Origin of the sequence: Neoroseomonas terrae (assembly GCF_018129025.1) — a bacterium.
GTDB classification, from domain to species: Bacteria; Pseudomonadota; Alphaproteobacteria; order Acetobacterales; family Acetobacteraceae; genus Neoroseomonas; species Neoroseomonas terrae.
This window is the reverse complement of the sequence record NZ_JAAEDI010000020.1, coordinates 38,684-62,361: the sequence shown is the minus strand read 5'-3', so window position 1 is coordinate 62,361 and position 23,678 is coordinate 38,684. Positions and strand designations below refer to the sequence as shown.

Sequence of the window (23,678 nt, the reverse complement as noted above, 5' to 3'; positions counted from 1 at the left end):
CGCGAGCATCGTCGCGTGCGCTGATGCCTCAAGCCGAATGCGATCGGCTCTAACCGGCGAGGAACGGCTCCAGCGCCTCCAGGAAGCCCTGCGGGTTCTCGGCATGGATCCAGTGGCCTGCCTTGGGGACCGTCGCGAAGGTCGCGTGCGGGAACAGCGCGCGAAAGGCGTCGTGATGCTCCGGCCTGATGTAGGGCGACAGGGCGCCGCCCATGACCAGCACCGGGCCGTCATATCGCGCGCCCGCGGGCGGATCGAAATCCTCGATGACCGGCATGGCGGCGGCAAGTTCCGGCAGGCCGAGGCGCCAGGATGGCGGGTCTTCCTCGAAGCGCAGGCTTTGCAGCAGGAAGGCCCGGATGCCCGCTTCCGGGACGGCCGCGGCCAGCGCCGCATCGGCATCCTTGCGCGTCAGGCCGGGGCGCAGCGGGACCGCCTGCATGGCGTCGATGTAGCCGCGCAGCGTGGGTTTGTAGCGTATCGGCGCGATGTCGGCGACAACCAGCCGCTCCACGCGATCGGGGTGCGCCAGCGCCAGCGCCATCGCCACCTTGCCGCCCATCGAATGGCCGAGCACCGCAGCCCGCGACAGGCCGGCGGCGTGCATCGTCTCGACGATGTCCTCGGCCATGGTGGCGTAGTCCATCGCCGCAGCGCGCGGAGAGGTACCATGGTTGCGCAGGTCCGGCGTCAGCACACGGAACCGCGGCGCCAGCGCCCGGCGGATGCCGCCCCAGTTCTGTCCGGCGCCGAACAACCCGTGCAGGAGGATCAGCGGCGGGCCCTCCCCTGCTTCGGATAGCGCGAGCTTCATCGGCGCGACGCCAGCACGACCGAGGCGACGATCAGCCCGCCGCCCAGCAGCATGTCCCAGCCCAGCGGCTCGCCCAGCCAGAGATTGCTGACGAGTACGCCGAAGGCCGGCACCAGCAGGAAGGCCACCGAGGCGACGGCGCCGGGCAGCCGGCGCCCGACCTCGATGACGCACCAGGTCCCGATCGGTGCGACGATCAGCCCGATGTAGAGCATGTATGGCCAGGACGGTCCGAAGATGCCGCCCGCCGGTTCCAGCACCAGCGCGAAGGGCAGGATCAGCACCGTCGCCAGCGCGAAGCACCAGGGCAGCAGTTCGAAGATCGGGCTGTGCGGCGGGAAGCGCCGCGTGGTGATGATGGCGAGCGTCCAGAACAGCGCCGCCAGCACGAGCATGAGATGGCCGAGAAGCTGATTGGGATCGGCCCAGTCAACCGCCCAGGGGCCTGCCAGCACCGCGACGCCCGCCAGGCCGAGTCCTGCCGCGGCCCAGCGATGCGCGGGTACCTTTTCCCCCAGCACGAAGACCGATAGTGGAATGAGCCAATAGGTCACCACTGCCGAGATGATTGCCGTCCGGCCCGCCTGCACGAGGGACACGGCGGCATGGGCGAGCACGAAGAAGGCGCCGAGTTGCAGCAGTCCGAGCGCGAGCACCGAGGCCATGTCGCGACGATGCGGCAGATGCAGCCGTCCGAGTGCCGCAAGGACCCCCGCCGACACGAGCGCCGCAAGCCCGGCGCGGCCGACCGCGAACCACATCGGCGTCGCGTGCGCCAATGCAGCCTTCGTGACGGGCCAGGCGCCGCCGAACAGCAGGATCGCCACAATCAGGAGATGCAGGGCCGAGCGCATCGTTCTCGCAATCCGTCCCGGTCCGTTCGACGTATCGCCGCGCCTCCGCAGCTTCCGTGCCAATCTGAGCGCATGCGCGGCTTTTTGGAAAGCGGCCCGCCGATGAATTCGTCAATCAGGATGCGCTGCGCCAACGCCGCGGCCGATGGCCGGGAAGATTGCCCGCGCGCAGCCTGACCATCGCGGCGCTGCACAGCGCCAGAACTGCGATGCCGGCGGCAAGCGCCCGCATCGGGCCGCGCGGCTGCCGACCGATGGCCAGCGCGAGCACGGCGACCACGGCGATCAGTGCAAAAAACATGATTCAGTCCATGTAGAGGCCGCCATTGATGTGAATCGTCTCGCCGGTGACGAAGGCGGCAGCGTCGGAGGCGAGGAAGGCGATGGCCGAGGCGACTTCCTCGGGCGAGCCGAAGCGGCGCATCGGTGTCGCGGCGAGAAGCGCGGCGCCGTTGCGCGCCATGATCTCCTCCGTCATCGGCGTCGCGATGATGCCGGGCGAGACGCAGTTGGCGCGGATGCCACGCGGGCTGAGCTCATGCACCAGCGACCGCGTGAAGCCAAGGACCGCAGCCTTGCAGGCTGCGTAGTGCGCATGCCGCACCGAGCCGCGATGCCCGGCCATGGACGCCATGTTGACGATCGACCCGCCGCTCCGCAGCAGCGGCATCGCGGCGCGGCAGGCATGGAACACGCCGTCCAGATTGACCGCGACGGTGCGCCGCCAGTCGGCATCCGTCATGGCCGTGACCTCCTGCTCGACATAGAGGCCGGCGCCGGTCACGAGGATGTCGATGCCGCCAAATTCGCGGGCGGCTAATTCCATCGCCGCATCCACCTCGGCCGCCTGAGCGACGTCGGCGCGCGCGGTCACGATGCGCGCCTCGCCGGGCGGCAACGTGGCGGCGAAGGCGTCGATCGCGACGGGGTCGAGATCGGTCAGCACCAGATGCGCACCGAGGCGGCGGAACAGTGCCGCCGTCGCGCGCGGAATACCGCCATTGGCGCCGGTGATCAGGGCGACCTTGCCGGTCAGGTCGAACATGGTGCCCTCTCCGTTGGTCAGTCGGCGACCTTCAGCATGATCTTGCCGATATGCGTGCTGCTTTCCATCAGCCGATGCGCCTCGGCGGCCTCGGCGAGCGGGAAGACGCGGAAAATCTCCGGCCCGCAGGCGCCCTTGGCGAGGATCGGCCAGACCTTGGCTTCCAGCGCGGCGGCGAGCTTGCCCTTCTGCATCGTGGTGCGCGGCCGCATCGTGCTGCCCGTGACGGTCAGGCGCTTCACCATGATCGGGCGGAGATCGGCCTTCTCCGCCTCCGGCCCGCCGAGGAAGGCGATCAGCACCAGGCGCCCATCCATGGCAAGGCTGCGAAGGTTGCGCTGGAAATACGACCCGCCGACCATGTCGAGGATGACGTCGACGCCCTTCTTCCCGGTCAGGCTGCGGACTTCCTCGGCGAAGTCCTGCGTGCGGTAGTTGATCGCGGCATCGGCGCCCAGGCGCAGGCAGGCCGCGCACTTGTCGTCGCTCCCCGCCGTGGCGAAGACCCGCGCGCCGAACGCCTTGGCCAGCTGGATGGCGGTGACGCCGATGCCGGAGGTGCCGCCATGGATCAGCACGGTCTCGCCATCCTGCAGCCGGCCGTGGCCGAACAGATTGGCCCAGACCGTGAAGAAGGTCTCGGGCAACGCGGCGGCGCGCGTCGCGTCGTAGCCGGCCGGCCAGGGCAGCGTCTGCGCCTCGGGCGCCGTGCAGTACTCGGCATAGGCGCCGCCATTGGTCAGGGCGCAGACGCGGTCGCCGGGCTTGTAGCGGGTGGCCGCCGCGCCAACCGCCACCACCTCACCCGCGCATTCCAGGCCCATGACGGGGCTGGCGCCGGGCGGCGGGGGATAGCTGCCGCCGCGCTGCGCCACGTCGGGGCGGTTCACACCCGTGACCATGACGCGGATCAGCACCTCGTCCGGTTGCGGTGTCGGAACGGGGGCGCGCGCGACCTGCATCACCTCCGGCCCACCGCCGGCGCCGTGATCGATGATCGTCATCTCCTGCGGCAGGCTGGCCATGCGCATCATCCCTTTCCTAGCGTCTCGCGACCAATCTCTCCGGGGCGCAGGTCCGTCAAGCGGATGGTGGGCTTGCCACGGAGCGCCGTGGCGCGGAAACATCGCGCCCGAGGTCGCGCACCGGGAGGACAGCATGCCGCAGTTCCGTCGCCGCCCGCTGCTGGCGGGCCTTGCCGCCGCGCTCGCGGCGCCGGGCCTCGCCGCGGCGCAGCAGGCGCAGGAGCTCAAGCTCGGCGCGCTGTTCCCATTCACCGGCCCACTGGCCCTGCTGGGCGACGAGAGCTTCCGCGGCCTCGAGATCGCGGCGGAGGAACGTAACGCGGCCGGCGGCGTGCTCGGACGACAGCTTCGCCTGGCGCAAGGCGATGCGGTCGACCAGGGGCAGGCCATCGCTGAGGTGCGCCGGCTGATGGGTGCCGAACGCGTCCCGGCGGTGTTCGGCACCTTCGCCTCGGGCCTGAGCTTCGCCGCGACGCAAGTGACCGAGCCGCAGGGCATCCCCTATTTCGAATTGGGTGCCATCGCGGATCCGATCACGGAGCGCGGGCTTCGCTACGTCTTTCGCAGCTGTCCGCGCGCATCGGACTTCGCCGCGACGGCGGGCGCCGCCATCGTCGATGCGCTCGCGCCGCTCTATGGCGCCGACCCCACGACGCTGCGCATCGCCGTGCTGCATGAGGACGGGCTGTACGGCCAGACCGTTGCCGGCTTCCAGGAACAGCAGCTTCGTGCGCGTGGGCTGAACCTCGTCGAGAAGCTCGCCTACTCGGTGCGGGCGACCGAGCTGACCTCGGCGATCCAGCGCCTGCGAGGCGCGAATGCCGAGATCGTGCTGCACACCGGTTATCAGAACGACATCCTGCTGTTCTTCCGCGGCATGCAGGAAGCGAACTGGAAACCGCGCATGGTGATTGGCGCCGGTGCGGGCTACTCGTTGAGCGAGACGCCCCGCGCCATCGGCCCCGCCTCCAACGGCGTGATGAATGTGGACTTCACGCAGTTCGCGGTGAACGAGCGCTACGCGCCGGGCGTCACCGCCTTCGTGGAGCTGTACAAGCGGCGCTACGGGTCGGAGCCGCGATCCGGCCATTCGCTGACGAATTATGTCGGGGCGAGAGTGTTCCTGGATGCCATCCAGCGCGCGGGCGGCATGGACAAGGACCGCGTCCGTGCCGCCGTGCTGGCGACCGAGATGGCGGAGGGAACGATCGCCAACGGCTGGGGCATGCGCTTCGACGAGCGCGGACAGAACACGCGCGCGAAGCCGATGCTGCTGCAATGGCAGGACGGGACCCAGGTCGCCATCGCCCCGCAGGAGGCGGCGGTGGCGCAGGCGCGCGGGCGGATGGGCGGGCCGCCGCCGGGCTGACGGCGGCGGCCGGCGCCAGTCAGTCCACGCGGATCCCGGCTTCCTGGATGATCGCCTCCCACTTGGTCCGCTCGGAATCGAGCCAGGACTTCGCATAGGCAGGCGACTGGTCGTCCACGACGCGCATGGCGAGGTCGGACAGGCGCGTGCGCACGCTCTGTTCCTTGGCCACGCGACCGAAGGCGTCCGCCGCGGCGTTGATGATCGGATCGGGCGTTCCCGCCGGGCCGAGCACCATGTGCCAGGTATAGGCCTCGAGGCCAGGAAACCCGGCCTCGGCCGTGGTCGGGACGTCCGGCAGCTGCGGCAGGCGCTGGCTGTCCATCACGGCGAGCGCGCGCGTTTCCCCGCGCTGAACGAACGGCAGCGTCGTCGTCGCGACGTCGACGATGATGGGGATGGTGCCGTTCAGCACATCCGGCATCGCCGCCGCGGTGCCGCGATAGGGCACGTGGTTGGCACGGACATTCGCGCGGCGCAGCAGGAGCTCGCTCGCGAGGTGCAGTGCGCCGCCATTGCCGCTGCTGGCGTAGTCATGCTTGCCGGGCTCGGCACGCAGCTTCTCGATCAGTTCCTGCAGCGTCCGGGCCGGGAAGTCCTTGTTGACCGTGATCACCATCGGGATCACGCCGATCAGCGAGACGGGCGCGAAATCCGCCACCGGATCGAAAGGCAGGCGCGGGAAAAGCGGCCGCAGCACGGAATGCGCGACAGTCGTGTAGAGCAGTGCGCTGCCGTCCTTTGGCGCCTTGGCCACCGCGTCGGTGCCGACGACCACCCCGGCGCCGGTGCGGTTCTCGACGATCATGCGCTGCGGCAGGATCTTCGAGATCTCGTCGGCGAAGAGGCGCGCCGGAATATCGGTCGGCCCGCCCGCGGCGAAGGGTACGACCAACCGCACGGGCTGCGTCGGCCAAGCGGGGCCCTGGGCCCGGGCGGCAACAGGGGCAAGGGCCGCGGCAGCGCCGAGGCCCAGTAGGTTACGACGGTTCATGTTTGGGTTCTCCCAGATGCGGGGACACTTGGCGGGCGACGTCGAACCCGTCAACCAGGAGAAACCCGTCGTTACACCGGAATCGAAATCATCAATTGGCGGTGATGTTGGCGCTGCGGATGATCGGTTCCCACTTCGCGATCTCGGCATCGAGGAACGCCTTCGCGCTCGCCGGCGTGCTGTCGGAGACCACGGTCATGGTCAGTTCCTGCAGCCGTTCCTTCACGCCGGGCAAGTTCAGCGCACGGTTGATGGCCGCGTTCATCGCCGTGACGATCGGCTCCGGCGTGCCGGCCGGTACCAGCACCATGTGCCAGGTGTAGGCGACGAAGCCCGTGACGCCCTGTTCGTTGAAGGTCGGCACGCTCGGCGCCGCCGGATTGCGCTGCATGTCGCTGATGCCGATGGCGCGCAGTTCGCCGCGCTGAAGGTACGGCACCGCGCCCGCGGCGACATCCATGATGATGGGAATGCGGCCCGACAGCACATCGGCCATCGCCTGGCTGGAACCGCGATAGGGCACGTGGTTCACGCGCAGCCCGCCCGCCTGATGCCAGAGCAGTTCGGTCGCGAGGTGCACCGCGCCGCCATTGCCGCTGCTGGCATAGTCGTACTTGCCCGGATTCGCGCGCAGCAGGGCGATCAGTTCCTGCGCATTCGAAACGCCGAGCGACGGATGCACGAGCATGATCATCGGGATCTGGCCGCACAGCGCGACCGGCGTGAAATCCCCGACCGGATCGAAGGACAGGCGCGGGAACAGCGCGCGCAGCACCGCGTGGGCGATCGTGTTGTAGAGGATGACCGACCCGTCCTTGGGGGATTTCGCAACGACTTCCGTGCCGATGACGACGCCGGAGCCGGTGCGGTTCTCCACCACGACGCGCTGGGGCAGGAACTCGCTCATCCTGTCGGCCAGCAGCCGGCCGACCACGTCGGTGGGGCCACCCGCCGCGAAGGGAATGACCATGCGCACGGGCTGGGTCGGCCAGGCGGCCGTCTGCGCCTGCGCGGCGGCGGCAGGCGTGAGGGCGGCGAGCTGCAGGACGTGGCGGCGCTTCATGGCGGTATCCTCCCGTGGCGGGTCAGATGCCCGCATCGCGCACAGTGTCGGGAGGACGCGCCGGTGGCGTCAAGGAACGACGCGCTTGCCCGTCTCGGCGTCGAAGACGTGCAGCGTGCCGGGCTCGGGGGAGACGCGGATCGCCTCCGCCGTCGCGACGCCGGCGATGCGCGCGGTGAGCGTGGTGCCGTCCGCGAGGCGGCCGTGCAGGACGGTCTCCGAGCCGAGCGGCTCGGCGAGTTCGACCGCGATGAGCAGGCCGGCCGCGGGGTCCGGCATCAGGTGTTCGGGGCGGATGCCGATGGTGACCGGGCGGCCCTCCCCGCCCGCGCGCGCCCCGTCCGTCAGGGGCCAGACGGTGCCATTGGCGAGGCGCGCGGCAGCACCGCCTTCCACGAGGGTCGCCGCGAGGAAATTCATCGCCGGACTGCCGATGAAGCTCGCGACATAGGTGTCGGCGGGCTTCGACCATACCTCCATCGGCGTGCCGATCTGCGCCGCGCGGCCCTCATGCATCACGACCAGCCGGTCGCCCAGCGTCATCGCCTCGACCTGGTCATGCGTGACGAACAGCGAGGTAACGGAGAGCCGCTTCTGCAGCCGGCGGATCTCGGCGCGCATCTGCACGCGGAGCTTGGCGTCCAGGTTGGACAGCGGCTCGTCGAACAGGAACAGCTTGGGGTGGCGCACGATGGCGCGGCCCATGGCGACGCGCTGGCGCTGGCCGCCGGAGAGCTGGCGCGGCTTGCGGTCGAGGAGTTGGCCGATGGAGAGCAGGTCGGCGGCTTCCTGGACGCGGCGGCGGATCTCATCCTTCGGCAGGCCGCGGATCTTCAGGCCATAGGCCATGTTGTCGAAGACCGACATGTGCGGATAGAGCGCATAGGTCTGGAAGACCATGGCGATGTCGCGGTCGGCCGGTTCCAGCGGCGTGACGTTGACGCCGTCGATCAGCACGGCGCCGCCGGTCGGGCTCTCGAGGCCGGCGACGATGCGCAGCAGCGTTGACTTGCCGCAGCCGGAGGCGCCGACGATCACCACCATCTCGCCGTCGCGGATGGCGAGGTCGATGCCATGCAGGACCTTGGTTGCGCCAAAGGACTTCGTCACGCCCTCGATGTCGAGACTGGCCACGCGCTATTTCTCCGTCTCGGTCAGGCCCTTGATGAACCAGCGCTGCATCAGCACCACCACGGCGACCGGCGGCAGCAGGGCGAAGACCGCCGTGGTCATGATCAGGTTCCACTCATTCTGCGTGTCGCCGATGCCGATCATCTTGGTCAGCCCGACGATGACGGTCTCGAGGTCCCGGTCCGAGACCATCAGCAGCGGCCAGAGATACTGATTCCAACCGTAGATGAACTGGATGACGAACAGCGCCGCCATGCTGGTGACCGACAGCGGCAGCACGACATCCTTGAAGAACCGCATGGGGCCGGCGCCGTCGACCTTGGCGGCTTCCACATACTCGTCCGGAATGGTCAGGAAGAATTGGCGGAACAGCAGAGTCGCGGTGGCCGACGCGATCAGCGGCAGGGTCAGGCCCGTCATCGTGTCGATCAGCGACAGATCGGTCATCACCTGGAAGGTGGGGATGATGCGCACCTCGACCGGCAGCATCAGGGTGATGAAGATCATCCAGAAGAAGAACATTCGCAGCGGGAAGGAGAAGAATACCACGGCGAAGGCCGACAGCAGGGAGATCGCGATCTTTCCGACGGCGATCACCAGCGCCATGATCAGGCTGTTCCACAACATGGTGGAGGCCGGCACGGCGAAGGTGTTGCGCCCGCCGCCGCCCTGCGCCCAGGCATGGGCGTAGTTGTTCAGTGCCTCGGTCCCCGGCAGCAGCGGCACGTCGCCGCGCCCGATCGTGTCGGTGTCGTGGGTGGACCCGACGAGGGTGATCCAGATCGGCAGGGCGAAGACGATCACGCCGAGGGTCAGGGCGAGATAGGTGAAGAAGCGGTCCCGTGCCTTGCGTCGGCGGGCCGCCGCGGCGAGGCGTTCGACATCGATGGCCGTACCCGACATCAGTAGTGCACCCGGCGTTCGATGAAGCGGAACTGGATGGCCGTCAGGCCGATCACGATGACCATCAGGATCACCGATTGCGCGGCGGAAGACCCGAAGTTCAGGTTCTGCACGCCGTCCACATAGACCTTGTAGATCAGCGTCTCCGTCGCGTTGCCGGGCCCGCCGCGCGTCAGTGCGTGGATCACGCCAAAGGTGTCGAAGAAGGCGTAGACCAGGTTCACCACCAGCAGGAAGAAGGCGGTGGGTGACAACAGCGGGAAGATCACCGTCCAGAAGCGGCGCATCGGCCGCGCGCCGTCGATCGCCGCGGCTTCCAGCACCGAGGTCGGGATCGACTGCAGCCCCGCCAGGAAGAAGATGAAGTTGTAGGACACCTGCTTCCACGCCGCCGCGATGATGACCATGGTCATCGCCTGCCCGCCATTCACCCGGTAGTCCCAGTTGATGCCGATGGCGGCGAAGCCCCGTCCCACCAGCCCGATCGACGGGTGGAAGATGAACAGCCAAAGCACGGCGGCAAGCGCGGGTGCCACGGCATAGGGCCAGATCAGCAGCGTCTTGTAGAGGCCCGCCGCGCGGATCTGCTTGTCCGCCTGCACCGCTAGGAACAGCGCCGCGCCGAGCGCAAGCGCGGCGACCGCGGTCGAGAAGACCGCCGTGTTCCACGCCGCGTTCAGGTAGATCGGGTCGCGGAACAGGTCGGTGAAATTCTCCAGCGCGACGAATTCGGAGCTGAGCCCGAAGGCGTCCTCGCGCTGGGTGGACTGCCAGACCGCCATCCCCGCCGGCCAGAAGAAGAAGACCGCGGTGATGAGAAGCTGCGGCAGCAGCAGCAGATAGGGCAGCGCGACGCCGCGGAAGATGACCTTCTTTCTCATGCCATCCCCCGCGGCGACGGATGCGTCATCAGCCGCGATTCGCGCGTTCGAAGTTGCGCAGCACCTGGTTGCCGCGCGTCGTGGCGTTGGCGAGTGCCTGCTGGGCCGTCTGCTGGCCCTGGAAGGCGCGCTCCATCTCCTCCTCCATGATGGTGCGGATCTCGACGAAGCCGCCCAGGCGGATGCCGCGGCTGTTGTCGGTCAGCGTGCCGCCGCCGCGCAGCAGCTGCTCGATCGGCACGTCGGCGCCGGGGTTGTCGCGGTAGAAGCCCTTCTCCCGCGCGATGGCGTAGGAGGCGCGGCGCACCGGGACATAGCCGGTGTCCATGTGCCACTGCGCATCGACCTCGGGGTTCGACAGGTACTTGAAGAACTCCGCCACGCCCTGGAACTCGTCGCGCGAGCGTCCGCCGCCGGCGGCGGGCCCCTTGTTCATCACCCAGAGGCTCGCACCGCCGATGATCGAGTTGATCGGCGCGCGCGGCGTGCCCTCGTAATAGGGCAGCATCGCCACGCCCCAGTTGAAGCGGGCCTCACGCTGCACGCGGGCGCGGAAGCCGGAGGAGGTGAACATGATCGCCGCCTCCCCGTTCGGGAAGGCGGGCTCGCCGGCGTTGTTGCGGCCGCCGTAACGGAACAGGCTGTCCTTCTGCCACTGGACCAGGTTCGCCATGTGGCGCTGCACCAGCGGGTTGTTGATCTGCAGCTCGGTGCCGAGGCCGCCGAAGCCGTTCGCCAGCGTGGCGAGCGGGATGTCGTGGATCGCCGAGAAGTTCTCGACATGCGCCCAGGTCAGCCAAGCGGTGCTCATCGGCACCTGCGTGCCGGCGGCGCCCTTCAGCTTCGGCAGCATCTCCGCGACCTGCTGCCAGTGCTCGGGGAACTTGTCGGGGTCGAGCCCGGCGGCGCGGAAGGCGTCCTTGTTGTACCAGACGATGGTGGTCGAGCTGTTGAACGGCATCGACATCATCCGACCGTCCGACAGGCTGTAGTAGCCGCGCACGCCGGGCAGGTAGTCGTCGAAGTCGATCTGCACGCCGGTTTCGGCCAGCAGCTCATGCACCGGCTTCACCGCGCGGCCGGCGTTCATCATCGTACCGGTGCCGACCTCGAACATCTGGACGATGTGCGGGGCATTGTTGGCGCGGAAGGCGGCGATCGCGGCGACCATCGTCTCCGGGTAGGAGCCGCGAAAGGTGGGCACGATCTTGAAGCGCTGCTGCGTCGCGTTGAAATCCGTGGCGCGCTTTTCCAGCATGCCGCCAAGCGGCTGGGCGAGGCCGTGCCAGAACTGGATCTCGGTCGGCTGGGTCTGGCCCAGCGCGGGCGCGGCGACACCCAGGGACATCGCCCCGGTCAGCAATGTACGGCGGTGCATAGCGTCGTCCTCTCCCAGTGGCGATGCGGCGGCTTAGCCGCGCCATTTTGCGGAGAGATTACAGATCGATGTCAATCCGATGAAGGGGCGTGACCGACAAGGCGCGCATAAACCTCGGGGTCGGTCGCGCCCTCGGTGCCGAACAGCACGATGCGGCTGTCGGATTCGAGGCCCAATGCTGCGCGTGCGAATGGTTCGCCGGCAGCAAGCAGCAGCCCGGCGAGACCGGCGACTGCACTCTCCCCCGCCACGACGACCGGCGTCCGGGCATCCAGTACCTTCATGCAGTCCACCGCGGACTCGTCCGGCACAGCCATGAAGGCGAAGGCGGCGCGTTCCAGTTCCTGCCAGGCGAGCAGCGAGGGCTCGCCGCAGGCGAGACCGGCCATCAGCGTGTCGAGGTCGCCGGGCACCGAGACGGGCTCCCCGGCCTCGGCGCTGGCGAGAAGGCATGCCGCCTTCTCGGGCTCGACGACGACGATGCGCACGCCGGTGCCGAAGCGCGCGCGCATCTGCGCCGAGACGGCGGCCGCGACGCCGCCGACGCCGCCCTGGATGAAGACATGCGTCGGCGCGGCGCCGAACTGCGTCGCCGCCTCCTCCGCCATGACGCGGTAGCCCTGCATCACGTCGCGCGGCACCTCGGTATAGCCCGGATAGGAGGTATCGGAGACGACGAACCACTTGTTCGCGTCGGCCTGCTTCTGCGCCTCACGCACCGCATCATCGTAGTTGCCGGGGACGACGCGAATCTCGGCGCCATACTTCGCGATGGCGTCGCGACGGCCCTGGCTGACATGTTCGTGCACGAAGATGACGCAGGCGGCGCCGAACAGCTTCGCGCCCCAGGCGACCGAGCGGCCGTGATTGCCGTCGGTCGCACAGCAGACGGTGATCGCCTTCGTCGCGTCCTTGTACTTGCCCTCCATCAGCTCGGCCGCGGTCGCGGCGTTCGCCACGCCGCGCTTCGCGAGCTCGGCCTGCAGCAGCCGCATCACGGCGTAGGCACCGCCGAGCGCCTTGAAGGACCCGAGACCGAAGCGCGTTGCCTCATGCTTGTAGGCCACGGCGCCGACCCTTGCCGCGACGGCGACATCGGGCAGTTCGACCAGCGGCGTCTGCGCATGGCCCGGCCAGGAGGCGATCTCCTCCTGCGCGCGGCGGAAGCCCGAATCGGGAAGCACCACGACGCCCGGCGTGCCGTGGCGACGGTTCATCATGAAGCGGAATGGACGGGTCGGGATCATACCCCGGCCATGCGCCCGCGCCGGGGGCGCGGTCAAGCCTTGGGCGGGGCTTGGCGCCTTGGCCGCGGCGGCGCAACGTGACCGGCTCAGGGACGGGAGCGACCATGCGCATCACCATTCTCGGCGGCGGCGGTTTCCTCGGGAAGAAGCTGGCCGCGCGGCTCGCCAGGGACGGCACGCTTGGCGGGAAGCCGATCACAGGGCTGACGCTGTTCGACCTGGCCGCGCCCGCCGCGATCGATGCGCCCTTCCCCGTCACTTGCCTTGGCGGCGATGTCGCCGATACGGCCGCCGTGGCCGCGGCGATCCCGGCCGGGACACAGGTGGTCTTCCACCTGGCCGCCGTGGTCAGCGCGGCGGCGGAGGCGGATTTCGATCTCGGGCTGAAGGTAAACCTGCACGGGACGCTGGCGGTGCTTGCCGCCTGCCGCGCGCTGGGCACGAAGCCGCGGGTGATCTTCACCTCCTCCGTCGCCTCCTTCGGGGGCGGGCAGGATGCGGTGGTGCCGGATGACGGGCGGCAGGTGCCGACGAATTCCTATGGCGCGCAGAAGGCGATCGGCGAATTGCTGCTGCAGGATGCGACGCGCAAGGGCTTCCTCGATGCCGTCAACATCCGCCTGCCGACGGTGATGGTGCGGCCCGGGCGGCCGAACAAGGCGGCATCGTCCTTCGTCTCGGCCGTGGTGCGTGAGCCGCTGCTGGGGCTGTCGACCGACTGCCCCGTCCCGCCGGAATTCGCCGTGTGGATCTGCTCGCCGCGCAGCGCGATGGAATGGTTCCTGCACGCGGCGACGATGGACACGGTGCCGCTCGGCGCCGATCGCGGCATCAACCCGCCAGGCCGCAGCGCGACGGTCGCGAAGATGCTGGAAGCGCTGGAGGCAGTGGCCGGCACGGAAGCACGGGAGAAGGTGGGTTTCGCCTTCGACCGGGAAGTCTACGACATCGTCGTCGGCTGGCCCGCGGCCTTCGACCCGGCTCGCGCCCGGCGCGTCGGCTTCGTCGAGCAGGAGTCGCTGGAGGATCTGGTGCAGGCGTTCATCGAGGACGACCTGGCCGCGACGAAGACGGAACGGGGGATCGGGTGATCAGGAGGGGCTCTGCCCCTCCCGAACCCTCCCCGCCAAAGGCCGAAGGGCCTTTGGAAACCTGGACTTGGCGCCGGGCACGACGGGGGCGCCTGGAAAAACGGTGGCGCCGTGCCCGTGAGCGGTACCGTTCGCGCAAAACCGCGCACTCCGACGGGCGTACAACGCCACCTCACCCTGTCCGATGAACTGACCTGCCCAACGCCGGATTGAGGTTTGCAAAGGCCCTTCGGCCTTTGCTGGGGAGAGGTCCGGAGAGGGGCAAAGCCCCTTTCCGGCCACCCGCCGCGCGGTCGGTCACCGCCCCTGGAATGCCGGCTTCCGCTTTTCCATGAACGCCTTGCGGCCTTCCTGGTAGTCCGCGCTGTCGAAGCACGCGGCCATCGCCGCGTTGATCGCTGCGATGTCGCGGTCCGCCCGGTCCTGCAGCACCGCCTGCACCGTGCGCTTGTTCGCGTAGAGCGACAGCGGCGCATTCACCGCGAGCGTCGCGGTCAGCTTCGCGATCTCGGCGGTCAGGGCATCGGCCGGCACCACCTTGTTGATCAGGCCGACGCGCTGGGCTTCCTCGGCCGGGAAGCGTTCGCCGGTCATCAGGATCATGTTGGCATGCGCCGGGCCGACGAGCGCGACCAGGTGCCGCACCATGTCGAAGCCGTAGGCGATGCCGAGCCTCGCGGCCGGGATGCCGAACTGGCTGCCCTCGGCGGCGATGCGGATGTCGCAGGACATGGCGATGCCAAGCCCGCCGCCCATGCAGAAGCCGCGGATCTCCGCGATGACCGGCTTGGGGAAGGTGGCGAGCTTAAGCCGCCCGCCCGCCGTCTGCCGGCTGTATTCGCGCTGCGCATCGGCATCCGAGCGCAGCTTGTCGAACTGGCTGATGTCGGCGCCGGAGACGAAGGCCTTGTCCCCGGCACCGGTCAGCACCACGCAGCGGACGGAAGCATCGGCCTCGAACAGGTCGAGCGCCTCGCCCATGCCGGCCCACATCGTGACCGACATGGCGTTGCGCTTCTCGGGCTGGTTGAAGGTGATGCGCCCGACGCCGTCCTTGATCTCGGCGAGGATCTTGCCGTCCGCGAACTCCATCGTGCTCAGGCCCCGCTGATCACGCCGAGGCCGCGCAGGCGGGCCACGTCGTCGTCGCTGTAGCCATGTTCCTTCAGGATCTCGGCCGAATGCTCGCCGAGCTTCGGCGGGATGCGCCGCACCTGGCTGTCATGGCCTTCGATGTTGATGGCGGTGGAGACGAGGTTCGTGTCGCCGCGGCCGGGGATGGTGATCGGCATCGCCATCTTCAGGTGCTGCACCTGCGGGTCGGCGAAGACCTGATCGACCTTGTTGATCGGGCCGCAAGGGATGCCGATGCGCTCCAGCAGGTCGATCCAGTGCTCGGACGGCTGCGTCTTGAAGACCGCGGTAATGGCGGCGTTGAGGTTGGCGCGGTCGTCGCTGCGGCCCTTGGCGGTCTTCCACTGCTCGACCTCGAGCCATTCCTTGTGGCCCACCGCCTCGGCGAACTGCGCCCACATCTTCGGCGAGGAGGCGGCGATGTTCACCGGCTTGTCGGCCGTGTCGAAGGCGCCCATCGGGATGTTCACCGGATGGTCGTTGCCGGCCTGGCCGGGCACCTCGCCATCCATCAGGTAGCGTGCCGCCTGCAGGTCGAGCATGAACACCATGGCTTCGAGCAGCGAGGTGTGCACCCAGCGGCCCTTGCCGGTCTTCTCACGCTCCCACAGCGCCATCATCACGGCGAGCGCAAGGAGGTTGCCCGCGGTGAGATCGACGAAGGGGATGCCCGCGCGCATCGGGCCGCGGCCCTTCTCGCCGGTGATGGTCATCATGCCGCCCATGCCCTGGGCGATCTGGTCGACGCCGGCGCGCTCGCTGTACGGACCGGTCTGGCCGAAGCCGGAGATCGAGGCGTAGACGAGGCGCGGATTCACCGCGTGCACCTGCTCGGGCGCGATGCCGAGGCGGTGCTTCACGCGCACGCGCATGTTCTCGACCAGCACGTCGGCGGTCTTCGCCAGCTCGAAGAAGGCCTTCTTGCCGTCCTCGGTCTTCAGGTCGAGCGCGATCGACCGCTTGTTGCGGTGCAGGTTCTGGAAGTCGTAGCCGTCGCGGGACCCGCCGAGGCCATCGTTGAAGGAGGGCGGCTCGACGCGGATCACCTCGGCGCCCCAGTCGGCCAGGTGGCGCACGCAGGTCGGGCCGGCGCGGGCCAGAGTAAGGTCCAGCACGCGGATGCCGGCGAGCGGCAGCGTGGCCTCCTGGGCGAGCTTGGTGTCGATATGGCTTTCCGGCATCGTCGGTCCTCCGTCCCTCGGCAGACTAGGGCGGAGCGTCGGAGGTGCCTAGAGCAGGCGGCGCTCGCTTGCGGCATCTGCTCAGCCAGCGCTCCTGCGACCACCGTCGCGAGCCCAGGGGATTCCATCCGAACGCGACGTGTTCGAGGGTGGCGGGAACGACTCTATCGCAGGGTCGCGAAGATCTCTTCCTCCGCCTCGATCTGCGCGCGCTCCAGCGCCCGGAAGTCGCTGCGCAGCACGAGGGCGACGACGCGGCCGCGCTCGATCACCGGCACGTGACGGAAGCCGCCATCATGCATCAGGTGCAGTGCATCAATCGCCCGGTCGCGCGGGCCCAGCGCCTCGACCTTCGCCGTCATCACCGTAGCGAGCGTCGTCACGGCGGAGTCGTGGCCCTCCGCCAGCATGCGGCAGATCGCGTCGCGCCCCGTGAAGATGCCGAGCAGGCGGCCGGCGTCATCTGTGACCAGCACGGCCGAGACGCCGGCCTCCCGCATCCGCGCGCAGGCTTGCTGCACGGTGGTGTCAGGTGGCAGGCACATCGTGTCGCGGTGCGGCGCGACGTCGATCAGGGGGCGATCCTTCATGGGCGACCTCCGGCAATACGGGTGGGCGCGGCACGCGGCGGTGCGCGTACCACTCGGGATTATAGCGCCTCGGCCGATCACGGGTTGCGGATTTCACCGGGCCGCCCCGCCAGCCGGGTCGCACGGGCGGCGCAAGGCGTGGCAGTCTCACCCGATCGGCATGGAGGAAGCGCCAGATGATGCCCGACCCTGGAATGACCCGGCGCGGAGCGTTGGCGGCAGGCGCGGCGGTGCTCGCCACGCCTTCCCTCGCCCAGTCGCGGCCGATCGTCGTCGCCAGCAAGATCGACACGGAAGGCGGCCTGTTGGGGCAAATGATCGCGCTGGTACTGGAAACCAACGGCATGCGGGTGGAGAATCGCGTGCCGCTCGGCCCGACCCGCATCGTGCGCACGGCGATCCTGGCTGGCGAGATAGACGTCTACCCCGAATACACCGGCAACGGCGCCTTCTTCTTCCAGATGGAGGCGGACCCCGCATGGAAGGATGCGCGCGCGGGCTACGAGAAGGTCCGGGATCTCGACGCGCAGCGCAACGACATCGCCTGGCTGCGGCCGGCGCCGGCGAACAACACCTGGGCCATCGCGGTACGCGCCGACCTCGCGCGCTCCGCCAATCTGCGCACGCTCGACAACCTCGCGCCGCATATCGCGGCAGGACGGCCATTCAAGCTCGCCGCGTCGGCGGAGTTCGTGGAAAGCCCCGCGGCGCTGCCGGCTTTTCAGCAGGCCTACGGCTTCACCCTGCCCCCCGACCGGCTGCTGGTGCTGCCCGGCGGCGACACGGCGGTGACGATGCGCGCTGCGGCGCAGCAATTGAACGGCGTGAACGCGGCGATGGTCTACGGAACCGATGGCGGCATCCCCGCGCTCGACCTCGCGGTGCTCGAGGACACCAAACACGTCCAGCCGGTCTACAATCCGGCGCCGACGATCCGGGGCGCCGTGCTGCGCGCCAATCCCCGGATCGAGGAACTGCTGGCCCCGGCCTTCGCCAGCCTGGAACTGACCGTGCTGCAACGGCTGAACGCCCGCATCGCCGTCGAAGGGCAACCGGCCCGGGAGGTGGCGCGCGCGCATCTCGCCTCCGCCGGGCTGCTCCGCTGACTCACGCGCGCCGCGCGGGGCCGATCGAGGCGGCGCTGCTGCTGGCCGCCGTCGCTGCCCCGCTGCTGCTGGGCCTCGCCGTCCTGGCGCCGAACCGGATCGTGCCGCCCCGGCTGATCGGGCCCGGCGAGGCGGAGGCACTGGCGTTTCTCATCCCCGCCGCGCTGGCCGCTCTCGCGGCGACAGCGCTGCCTGCCCGGCTCGCGGTGCTCGCCTGCGCCGGCGCCCTGTGCGCGCTGCTGGGCGCGCTCGGTGACGCCGCTGCCAGACTGGCCGGTTCGTCGGAAGCGGCCCGGCTTGGCCCGGCGGCCGGTGGCTGGATCGCGATCGGCGCGCTGCTCCTCGCCGCGCGCCTCGCGACGGGCCGCGCAGCGATGGGCGCGCGCGGCCGCGCGGTTGTTGCCATCGGCATCGCCGCGGCGCTGGGTGCCATGCTGGCTCTTGGCCTGCTCGACAACCTGGGCCTGGTGCGGGAGGCCGCCGCGCGCGGGCCCGAACTGCGCGTCGCCTTTGCCGGCCATCTGCAACTCGTGGCGGCGGCCCTGCTGCCGGCGCTCGCGGTGGGCGCGGCCTGCGGCGCCATCGCCTTCGCCGCGCCACGCGCCGGGACGAGCGTGATGGGACTGCTCGCCGCCCTGCAGGTCATCCCGGCCATGGCATTGTTCGCCCTGCTGATCGAACCGCTCGCCGCGCTCGGCCGCGCGGTACCACTGCTGCGCGAGGCCGGGCTGCGCGGCATCGGCGCGGCGCCCGCGGTCATCGGCGTGTTCCTCTACCTCCTGCTGCCGATCGCGGCGGCGATGCGCGCGGCGCTGGGCGCGGCGCCGGGGGCGGCCGTGGACGCCGCGCGCGGGCTCGGCTTCGCGCCGGCGCAGGTGCTCTGGCGCGTGCGGCTGCCGCTGGGTGCGCCGGTGTTGCTGGGCGGGCTGCGCGTAGCGGCGGTGCAGGCGGTCGGGCTCGTCACGCTCGGCGCGCTGGTCGGCGCGGGTGGGTTCGGCGTCCTGATGTTCCAGGGGCTCGGGCAATTCGCGCCCGATCTCATTTTGCTCGGCGCCCTGCCGGTCGCGGCCCTGGCCCTGATGCTGGATGCGGTGCTGCGCGGGCTGGAAGACGGCCTGTCGCCGACGCCGGAGGCCGCCCGGTGATCCGCTTCGAAGGCGTCAGCAAGGCCTTCGGCGCGACGCCCGCACTGGATGGTCTCGACCTCACGGTGCCCGAAGCCGCCTTCGCGGTGCTGCTGGGCGGCTCCGGTGCCGGCAAGTCCACCGCGCTGCGCACCATCAACCGGCTGGTCGAACCCGATGCGGGGCGCGTGCTGCTGCGCGAGCGCGACGTGGCGTCGGAACCCGCGCCCGCCCTGCGGCGGCGCATCGGTTACGTCATCCAGGGGATCGGGCTGTTCCCGCATTGGACGGTCGCTCGCAACATCGGCGCGGTGCCCCGCCTGCTCGGCTGGCCCGCGGCGCGCATCGCGGCGCGGGTGGATGAATTGCTCGCGCTGTTGCGGCTCGATCCCGACGCCTATCGTGACCGGCTGCCGGCGCAGCTCTCGGGCGGTCAGGCGCAGCGCGTCGGCGTGGCGCGGGCGCTCGCCGCCGATCCCGACATCCTGCTGATGGACGAGCCCTTCGGCGCGCTCGACGCCGTCACCCGCCAGGCCCTCCAGCAGGAAATGGCGCGGCTGCACGCGGCGACGGGCAAGACCATCCTGCTGGTGACGCATGACGTGGAGGAGGCCTTCGCCCTCGCCACGCGCATCGCGGTCATGGCGGATGGTCGGCTGTTGCAGGAAGGCCCGCCGCGCGAGCTGCTCGACGCCCCGGCCGATCCGCGCGTGCGCGACCTGCTGGACGGCGGTGCGATCGGGATGCGGCGGCTGGCACTGTCGCAGGCAGCAACGCTCGCCTCGCCCGGCGGCGAAGCGCCCCCGTCGCTGCCGCGCATCCCCCGCACCGCCACGGCGCGGGACGCCCTCGAGGCCATGCTTGCCGCACGGGCAGAGGCGGTGCTGCTGCTCGACGAATCCGGCGCGCCCGCAGGCGTCGTCGCCCTGCGCGACCTGTTGCGCGCATGAGGCTCGCGGCACTGCTGCCGGTGCTGCTCTTCGCCGCGGCGCTGGCCGTCCTGCCGCTGACGGCGCCGGTCTTCGCGGCGCTGTTCCCCGATGTCGCCGAGCCGCTCTATCGCCGCGAATCCTTCCTCAGCCTCACGCTCAGCCACGGCGGGCTGGTCCTGGTCTCGCTGCTGCCGGCGGCGGCGATCGGCATTGGCCTCGGCATCGCCGCGACACGCCCCGGCGCGCGGGAGGTCCGCGAGGTCGCCGACGGGCTGGTCGGCTTCGCCCAGGCCGTGCCGCCCGTCGCCGTCATTGCGATCGCGGTGCCCGCGGTCGGCTTCGGCGCCGCGCCGGCGCTGCTCGCCCTGGTCTGCTACGCGACGCTGCCGGTGCTGCGGGCAACGACGGCGGCGCTCGCCACCGTCCCGCCCGACGTGTTGGACGCCGCACGCGGCGCCGGGATGACGCCGCGCCAGGTGCTGGTGCAGGTGGAACTGCCGCTGGCCGCGCCGCCCATCCTCGCCGGGCTGCGTGTCGCCGCGGTGCTCGCCGTGGCGACGGCGGCAGTCGGGGCCGTGGCTGGCGCGACCTGCCTCGGCACGCCGATCATCGCCGGGCTGGTCAACGGCAATCCTGCCTGGGTGGTGCAGGGTGCGGTGCTGACCGGCCTCATGGCCTTCGCGGTGGACGGGCTGCTGGCGGCGCTGGCGCCGCGCGATCAGGCGGGGCCCGTCTCCATCGGCAGCGCGGCATCGCGGCCCCATTCGTCCAGGCTGCCGTCATAGACCGCGAGGTCACGCCAGCCCGCCCGCTTCAGATTGAAGACGAGGTTCGAGGCGGCGATGCCGCCGCCGCAATAGGCGATGACCCGGTCCTCCCTGCCGATGCCGGCCTGCGCGGCCAGCGCCGCGACAGCCTCCGGCGGCAGCGTGGCGTCGGCCAGCAGCGGTGCGGGCAGGTTTCGCGTTCCCGCGATCCGGCCCGGCCGATGATAAGTGAGCCCGCCGCGCCCCTCATGCTGCTCGGCCGAGAGTGCGTTGACCACCGCCACCCCTGGCACGCCGAGGGCGGCCAGCACCTCCTCCCGATCAGCAATGGCGGCGGCACGCAGGCGCGGTGCGAAGGGCTTCGCGGCCGGCACCGGCGCGGGCGCCGGCCCGCTTTCCACCGGCAGCCCGGCCGCCTTCCAGGCGGCAAGCCCGCCCTCCAGCACCCGCACATCGTCAAAGCCGAGCCAGTGCAGCGTCCAGAAGGTTCGCGCCGCCCAGTTGCCGCCGACGCGGTCATACAGAACGACGCGGCTGCCCTCCCCCACCCCATGGGCGGCGAATGCGGCCGCCGCGGCTTCCGGCGAGGGCAGCGCGAAGCGGAAGGGCCGCGAGCGGTCCCACAGCCAGTCGATCGCATCGAGATGTATCGAGCCCGGGATGCGCGACTTCTCGAAGGATGCGCGCGCCGTTTCCGACAGCATCGTCGCATTGTCGGGGGACGGGCGCTGGAAGACGCTGCCGTCCAGTACGAGGAGGCCTGGCGTGCCGAGTTCGGCCGCCAGCGCGGCGGGGGTGACGGTGAGCATCATTCGGGCTGGAAATTCGCGATACGCAGCAGCTCGGCATTGCGCGCCACGTCCTCGGCGATGAAGCGCTCCAGCTCGGGCACCGTCTCGGCCACCGGTTCGAAGCCGAGGCCGGTCAGGCGTTCCACCACCGCGGGTTCGCGCATCGCATCCACGATGGCCCGGTTCATCCGGTCTACGATCTCACGTGGCGTCGTACGGGCGGCCCAGACGCCGTACCAGGAATAGAATTCGAAGCCCGGCAGGCCGGATTCTGCCATGGTCGGCAGGTCGGGCGCGAGCGGCGTGCGCTGTGCCGTCGCGATGCCGAGGCCGCGCAGCTGCCCGCCGCGGATCATCGGCAGCGTCGCCAGCACCGGGTCGAACATCAGCTGCGCATTGCCCGCCGCGACATCCGTGAGCGCGGGGGCGGAGCCGCGATAGCCGACGATCTCGATGTTCGCGCCGGTCATGCGGTTGAACTCGATCGACCCGAGATGCCCCGCGGAGCCCAGCGAGGAGGTCGCGAAGGTCCATTTGGCCGGCTCGGCCTTCGCGGCTGCCACCACCTGCGGGATCGCCGCCGCCGGCAGGCGCGGGTTCATGACCAGCACCAGCGGCCCGCGCGCGGTGCGTGCCACCGGGATGAAATCCGTGACCGGATCATAGGGCGCGGCCTTCATCACATACCGCGCCATCGGGTGGATCGAGGCCGAGCCCATGATCGTGTAGCCGTCGGCCGGCGCCTGGAGCACCGCCTGGCTGCCGATCGCGCCATTGGCGCCCGGGCGGTTCTCGACCACCACGGTCACGCCGAGCTTTTCCTGCAGCTTCAGCGCGGCGAGCCGTGCCATCGCGTCCGTCGCCGCGCCGGGCGTATAGGGAACGATCATGCGGATGGGGCGGTTCGGCCAGCCCCCCTGCGCCAGGCCCGGGCGCGCCAGAATGAGGCCCGCGCCGGCGGCGAGCAGGGATCTCCGGAACATCGAGCAGTCTCCCCAGCGGGTCGGTTGTGTCATCGATATGACCGCGGCCGGGCGTGCGGCCAACGGTCTGCCGTGCGAAAATCAGCCATGGAGAAGGTCGATCTCGCCCTGTGCCTCGCCGTGGATGCCTCTTCCTCGGTGGACTATGACGAGTTCGCTCTCATGCTCGGGGGTTATGCGGCCGCGCTGCGCGACGACTCGGTGCAGGGGGCGATCGTGGCCGGGCCGCGCCGCGCCGTCGCGATCGGGCTGCTGATGTGGTCCGGACGCGGCGCCCAGGCGGCGGCGGTGCCCTGGACGCGGATCGACGGAGCCGAGGCGGCGGCGGCCCTCGCCGACGCGGTCGCGAATGCCCCGCGGCTCGTCCCCGCCGGCGCGACGGCGCTCGGGGAGGGCATGGCCGCCGGCCTCGCCTTGCTGGGGAGGCTGCCGACCGAGGCGACGCGGCTGGTGCTGGACGTCTCCGGCGACGGGCGCAACAACCAGGGCCGGCCGCCGGGGCCGGTGCGCGACATCGGCGTTGCGGCCGGCGTCACGATCAACGCGCTGGCCGTGCTGAACGAGGAACCTGACCTGCTCGACCACTACCGCGCGGAGGTGATCGGTGGGCCGGGGTCCTTCGCCATGCACACGCCCGACTATGCCGCCTTCACCGAGGCGATCCGGCAGAAGCTGCTGCGGGAGATCATCGGGCAGCAACTGGTCGCCTGAGTCGCTCGGCCGTCATCCCTCGGCCACCGCGCCGTCCCGCTCCGCCATCAGGCGCCGCATCGGGTCCGCGATCTCCGCCTTCAGCCCCGTGGCGTTGTCCACCACGACGCACAGCGCGCGCGCCGAGCACAGCACCCCATCGCGCCACATCGCGTACTGATGGACGAAGGAGGTACGGCGGAAGGAGACGGTGCGCGCGGTGAGCAGAACGCGGTCCTGGAACTTCCCCGGGCGGTGGTACTTCACCTCCAGCGAGCCCACCACCGGCCCTGGCGCGGTCGCCGAGAAGCCGCCACCCGCGCCGAGCCACCAGTCGATGCGCATGTCCTCGAACAGCGTCAGGTACGCGGCGTGGTTGACGTGGGCGTAGATGTCGCATTCCGCCCAGCGGATCGTGTGTTCCTTCGAGAGAGCCCAGTCGCCCTCCACGCCGAAGCGTTCGCGCAGCGCAGCATCCATGGTGTCGTCCCGTTTCCTTCACCGGCGATTGTGCGGCGGTCGGGGCCTCGCGGAAAGTCTCCCCTTGATTGCGCGATCCGGCGCGACGAGGCTGCGGGCAAAGAC

25 protein-coding genes are annotated in these 23,678 nt (G+C 70.2%); 7 read left to right on the top strand and 18 right to left on the bottom strand.

Features of this window, described 5'->3' with window-relative positions; all coding sequences use genetic code 11:
- Positions 1-49: 49 nt before the first annotated feature.
- The 5 genes from GXW78_RS18635 to GXW78_RS18615 form a co-directional block, all read right to left on the bottom strand.
- Positions 50-814: an alpha/beta fold hydrolase gene (locus tag GXW78_RS18635; protein ID WP_211870358.1), complete on the bottom strand. Its 765-nt coding sequence runs from the start codon at positions 812-814 to the stop codon at positions 50-52.
- Entirely contained in the window at positions 811-1,668 is an 858-nt protein-coding gene (locus GXW78_RS18630; RefSeq protein WP_211870354.1) for a DMT family transporter, read from the bottom strand. Before GXW78_RS18630 ends, GXW78_RS18635 begins: the two co-directional genes overlap by 4 nt.
- A 115-nt stretch (positions 1,669-1,783) precedes the next feature.
- A complete protein-coding gene (locus GXW78_RS18625) occupies positions 1,784-1,969 on the bottom strand; it encodes a hypothetical protein (RefSeq protein WP_211870353.1) in 186 nt (61 codons plus the stop codon).
- Between the two features lie 3 nt (positions 1,970-1,972).
- Positions 1,973-2,713: an SDR family NAD(P)-dependent oxidoreductase gene (locus GXW78_RS18620; RefSeq protein WP_211870352.1), complete on the bottom strand. Its 741-nt coding sequence runs from the start codon at positions 2,711-2,713 to the stop codon at positions 1,973-1,975.
- 17 nt (positions 2,714-2,730) lie between these two features.
- Positions 2,731-3,738 carry an NAD(P)H-quinone oxidoreductase gene (locus GXW78_RS18615; protein WP_211870351.1) on the bottom strand — a complete coding sequence of 336 codons (1,008 nt, stop codon included), beginning with the start codon at positions 3,736-3,738 and terminating at the stop codon, positions 2,731-2,733.
- Between the two features lie 133 nt (positions 3,739-3,871).
- Between GXW78_RS18615 and GXW78_RS18610 the strand changes: the two genes are divergently transcribed.
- Complete coding sequence (locus tag GXW78_RS18610; protein WP_211870350.1) at positions 3,872-5,107, top strand: ABC transporter substrate-binding protein; 1,236 nt, start codon at positions 3,872-3,874, stop codon at positions 5,105-5,107.
- 19 nt (positions 5,108-5,126) lie between these two features.
- Here the strand turns inward: GXW78_RS18610 and GXW78_RS18605 are convergent, their stop codons facing one another.
- The 7 genes from GXW78_RS18605 to GXW78_RS18575 form a co-directional block, all read right to left on the bottom strand.
- On the bottom strand, positions 5,127-6,101 hold the full coding sequence (locus tag GXW78_RS18605; RefSeq protein ID WP_211870349.1) for a Bug family tripartite tricarboxylate transporter substrate binding protein: 975 nt from the start codon (positions 6,099-6,101) through the stop codon (positions 5,127-5,129).
- Positions 6,102-6,192: 91 nt separating this feature from the next.
- A complete protein-coding gene (locus GXW78_RS18600; protein WP_211870348.1) occupies positions 6,193-7,164 on the bottom strand; it encodes a Bug family tripartite tricarboxylate transporter substrate binding protein in 972 nt (323 codons plus the stop codon).
- A 69-nt stretch (positions 7,165-7,233) separates the two neighbouring features.
- Positions 7,234-8,298, bottom strand: coding sequence for an ABC transporter ATP-binding protein (locus tag GXW78_RS18595; RefSeq protein ID WP_211870347.1), 1,065 nt, complete (start codon positions 8,296-8,298; stop codon positions 7,234-7,236).
- Between the two features lie 3 nt (positions 8,299-8,301).
- Complete coding sequence (gene ugpE / locus GXW78_RS18590; protein WP_211870346.1) at positions 8,302-9,198, bottom strand: sn-glycerol-3-phosphate ABC transporter permease UgpE; 897 nt, start codon at positions 9,196-9,198, stop codon at positions 8,302-8,304.
- Positions 9,198-10,079 (bottom strand): sn-glycerol-3-phosphate ABC transporter permease UgpA, encoded by an 882-nt coding sequence (gene ugpA, locus GXW78_RS18585; protein ID WP_211870345.1) that lies wholly within the window; start codon positions 10,077-10,079, stop codon positions 9,198-9,200. The genes ugpE and ugpA overlap by 1 nt, the downstream gene beginning before the upstream one ends.
- Positions 10,080-10,107: 28 nt before the next feature.
- Entirely contained in the window at positions 10,108-11,457 is a 1,350-nt protein-coding gene (ugpB, locus tag GXW78_RS18580; protein ID WP_211870344.1) for a sn-glycerol-3-phosphate ABC transporter substrate-binding protein UgpB, read from the bottom strand.
- Positions 11,458-11,528: 71 nt separating this feature from the next.
- The gene (locus tag GXW78_RS18575) at positions 11,529-12,677 is read right to left on the bottom strand and encodes a diaminopropionate ammonia-lyase (RefSeq protein ID WP_246522371.1); all 1,149 of its coding nucleotides are present in this window, start codon (positions 12,675-12,677) and stop codon (positions 11,529-11,531) included.
- 131 nt (positions 12,678-12,808) lie between these two features.
- On the opposite strand from GXW78_RS18575, the gene denD reads away from it, so the two are divergent.
- Positions 12,809-13,795: a D-erythronate dehydrogenase gene (gene denD / locus GXW78_RS18570; RefSeq protein WP_211870342.1), complete on the top strand. Its 987-nt coding sequence runs from the start codon at positions 12,809-12,811 to the stop codon at positions 13,793-13,795.
- 297 nt (positions 13,796-14,092) lie between these two features.
- Here the strand turns inward: denD and GXW78_RS18565 are convergent, their stop codons facing one another.
- The 3 genes from GXW78_RS18565 to GXW78_RS18555 form a co-directional block, all read right to left on the bottom strand.
- The gene (locus GXW78_RS18565; RefSeq protein ID WP_211870341.1) at positions 14,093-14,887 is read right to left on the bottom strand and encodes an enoyl-CoA hydratase; all 795 of its coding nucleotides are present in this window, start codon (positions 14,885-14,887) and stop codon (positions 14,093-14,095) included.
- A gap of 5 nt (positions 14,888-14,892) precedes the next feature.
- On the bottom strand, positions 14,893-16,110 hold the full coding sequence (locus GXW78_RS18560) for a CaiB/BaiF CoA transferase family protein (protein ID WP_211870340.1): 1,218 nt from the start codon (positions 16,108-16,110) through the stop codon (positions 14,893-14,895).
- 164 nt (positions 16,111-16,274) lie between these two features.
- Positions 16,275-16,700, bottom strand: coding sequence for a CBS domain-containing protein (locus GXW78_RS18555; protein ID WP_211870339.1), 426 nt, complete (start codon positions 16,698-16,700; stop codon positions 16,275-16,277).
- 176 nt (positions 16,701-16,876) lie between these two features.
- On the opposite strand from GXW78_RS18555, the gene osmF reads away from it, so the two are divergent.
- The 4 genes from osmF (at position 16,877) to GXW78_RS18535 (ending at position 20,647) form a co-directional block, all read left to right on the top strand.
- Positions 16,877-17,806 carry a glycine betaine ABC transporter substrate-binding protein OsmF gene (gene osmF, locus GXW78_RS18550; protein ID WP_211870338.1) on the top strand — a complete coding sequence of 310 codons (930 nt, stop codon included), beginning with the start codon at positions 16,877-16,879 and terminating at the stop codon, positions 17,804-17,806.
- Between the two features lie 101 nt (positions 17,807-17,907).
- Entirely contained in the window at positions 17,908-18,951 is a 1,044-nt protein-coding gene (locus GXW78_RS18545; RefSeq protein ID WP_338147783.1) for an ABC transporter permease, read from the top strand.
- Complete coding sequence (locus tag GXW78_RS18540) at positions 18,948-19,880, top strand: ABC transporter ATP-binding protein (protein WP_211870337.1); 933 nt, start codon at positions 18,948-18,950, stop codon at positions 19,878-19,880. Before GXW78_RS18545 ends, GXW78_RS18540 begins: the two co-directional genes overlap by 4 nt.
- Complete coding sequence (locus tag GXW78_RS18535; RefSeq protein WP_211870336.1) at positions 19,877-20,647, top strand: ABC transporter permease; 771 nt, start codon at positions 19,877-19,879, stop codon at positions 20,645-20,647. The genes GXW78_RS18540 and GXW78_RS18535 overlap by 4 nt, the downstream gene beginning before the upstream one ends.
- Here GXW78_RS18535 and GXW78_RS18530 read toward each other — a convergent pair.
- Together GXW78_RS18530 and GXW78_RS18525 are read right to left on the bottom strand one after the other, a co-directional pair.
- The gene (locus GXW78_RS18530; RefSeq protein WP_211870335.1) at positions 20,581-21,441 is read right to left on the bottom strand and encodes a sulfurtransferase; all 861 of its coding nucleotides are present in this window, start codon (positions 21,439-21,441) and stop codon (positions 20,581-20,583) included. The two genes, GXW78_RS18535 and GXW78_RS18530, sit on opposite strands and share 67 nt — an antisense overlap.
- Complete coding sequence (locus GXW78_RS18525) at positions 21,438-22,403, bottom strand: Bug family tripartite tricarboxylate transporter substrate binding protein (RefSeq protein ID WP_211870334.1); 966 nt, start codon at positions 22,401-22,403, stop codon at positions 21,438-21,440. Before GXW78_RS18525 ends, GXW78_RS18530 begins: the two co-directional genes overlap by 4 nt.
- Before the next feature lie 87 nt (positions 22,404-22,490).
- Here GXW78_RS18525 and GXW78_RS18520 point away from each other — a divergent pair, with 87 nt between their 5' ends.
- Positions 22,491-23,114 carry a DUF1194 domain-containing protein gene (locus GXW78_RS18520; RefSeq protein WP_211870333.1) on the top strand — a complete coding sequence of 208 codons (624 nt, stop codon included), beginning with the start codon at positions 22,491-22,493 and terminating at the stop codon, positions 23,112-23,114.
- A 12-nt stretch (positions 23,115-23,126) separates the two neighbouring features.
- On the opposite strand, the gene GXW78_RS18515 is transcribed toward GXW78_RS18520, so the two are convergent.
- The gene (locus tag GXW78_RS18515) at positions 23,127-23,573 is read right to left on the bottom strand and encodes an acyl-CoA thioesterase (protein ID WP_211870332.1); all 447 of its coding nucleotides are present in this window, start codon (positions 23,571-23,573) and stop codon (positions 23,127-23,129) included.
- Between the last annotated feature and the right edge of the window lie 105 nt (positions 23,574-23,678).

What these genes read in the sequence shown, in the direction of transcription:
- GXW78_RS18635 (WP_211870358.1), bottom strand. Translation starts at nt 814, where the DNA reads ATGAAGCTCGCGCTATCCGAAGCAGGGGAGGGCCCGCCGCTGATCCTC.
- GXW78_RS18630 (WP_211870354.1), bottom strand. Translation starts at nt 1,668, where the DNA reads ATGCGCTCGGCCCTGCATCTCCTGATTGTGGCGATCCTGCTGTTCGGC.
- GXW78_RS18625 (WP_211870353.1), bottom strand. Translation starts at nt 1,969, where the DNA reads ATGTTTTTTGCACTGATCGCCGTGGTCGCCGTGCTCGCGCTGGCCATC.
- GXW78_RS18620 (WP_211870352.1), bottom strand. Translation starts at nt 2,713, where the DNA reads ATGTTCGACCTGACCGGCAAGGTCGCCCTGATCACCGGCGCCAATGGC.
- GXW78_RS18615 (WP_211870351.1), bottom strand. Translation starts at nt 3,738, where the DNA reads ATGGCCAGCCTGCCGCAGGAGATGACGATCATCGATCACGGCGCCGGC.
- GXW78_RS18610 (WP_211870350.1), top strand. Translation starts at nt 3,872, where the DNA reads ATGCCGCAGTTCCGTCGCCGCCCGCTGCTGGCGGGCCTTGCCGCCGCG.
- GXW78_RS18605 (WP_211870349.1), bottom strand. Translation starts at nt 6,101, where the DNA reads ATGAACCGTCGTAACCTACTGGGCCTCGGCGCTGCCGCGGCCCTTGCC.
- GXW78_RS18600 (WP_211870348.1), bottom strand. Translation starts at nt 7,164, where the DNA reads ATGAAGCGCCGCCACGTCCTGCAGCTCGCCGCCCTCACGCCTGCCGCC.
- ugpE (WP_211870346.1), bottom strand. Translation starts at nt 9,198, where the DNA reads ATGTCGGGTACGGCCATCGATGTCGAACGCCTCGCCGCGGCGGCCCGC.
- ugpA (WP_211870345.1), bottom strand. Translation starts at nt 10,079, where the DNA reads ATGAGAAAGAAGGTCATCTTCCGCGGCGTCGCGCTGCCCTATCTGCTG.
- ugpB (WP_211870344.1), bottom strand. Translation starts at nt 11,457, where the DNA reads ATGCACCGCCGTACATTGCTGACCGGGGCGATGTCCCTGGGTGTCGCC.
- GXW78_RS18575 (WP_246522371.1), bottom strand. Translation starts at nt 12,677, where the DNA reads ATGATGAACCGTCGCCACGGCACGCCGGGCGTCGTGGTGCTTCCCGAT.
- denD (WP_211870342.1), top strand. Translation starts at nt 12,809, where the DNA reads ATGCGCATCACCATTCTCGGCGGCGGCGGTTTCCTCGGGAAGAAGCTG.
- GXW78_RS18565 (WP_211870341.1), bottom strand. Translation starts at nt 14,887, where the DNA reads ATGGAGTTCGCGGACGGCAAGATCCTCGCCGAGATCAAGGACGGCGTC.
- GXW78_RS18560 (WP_211870340.1), bottom strand. Translation starts at nt 16,110, where the DNA reads ATGCCGGAAAGCCATATCGACACCAAGCTCGCCCAGGAGGCCACGCTG.
- GXW78_RS18555 (WP_211870339.1), bottom strand. Translation starts at nt 16,700, where the DNA reads ATGAAGGATCGCCCCCTGATCGACGTCGCGCCGCACCGCGACACGATG.
- osmF (WP_211870338.1), top strand. Translation starts at nt 16,877, where the DNA reads ATGATGCCCGACCCTGGAATGACCCGGCGCGGAGCGTTGGCGGCAGGC.
- GXW78_RS18535 (WP_211870336.1), top strand. Translation starts at nt 19,877, where the DNA reads ATGAGGCTCGCGGCACTGCTGCCGGTGCTGCTCTTCGCCGCGGCGCTG.
- GXW78_RS18530 (WP_211870335.1), bottom strand. Translation starts at nt 21,441, where the DNA reads ATGATGCTCACCGTCACCCCCGCCGCGCTGGCGGCCGAACTCGGCACG.
- GXW78_RS18525 (WP_211870334.1), bottom strand. Translation starts at nt 22,403, where the DNA reads ATGTTCCGGAGATCCCTGCTCGCCGCCGGCGCGGGCCTCATTCTGGCG.
- GXW78_RS18520 (WP_211870333.1), top strand. Translation starts at nt 22,491, where the DNA reads ATGGAGAAGGTCGATCTCGCCCTGTGCCTCGCCGTGGATGCCTCTTCC.
- GXW78_RS18515 (WP_211870332.1), bottom strand. Translation starts at nt 23,573, where the DNA reads ATGGATGCTGCGCTGCGCGAACGCTTCGGCGTGGAGGGCGACTGGGCT.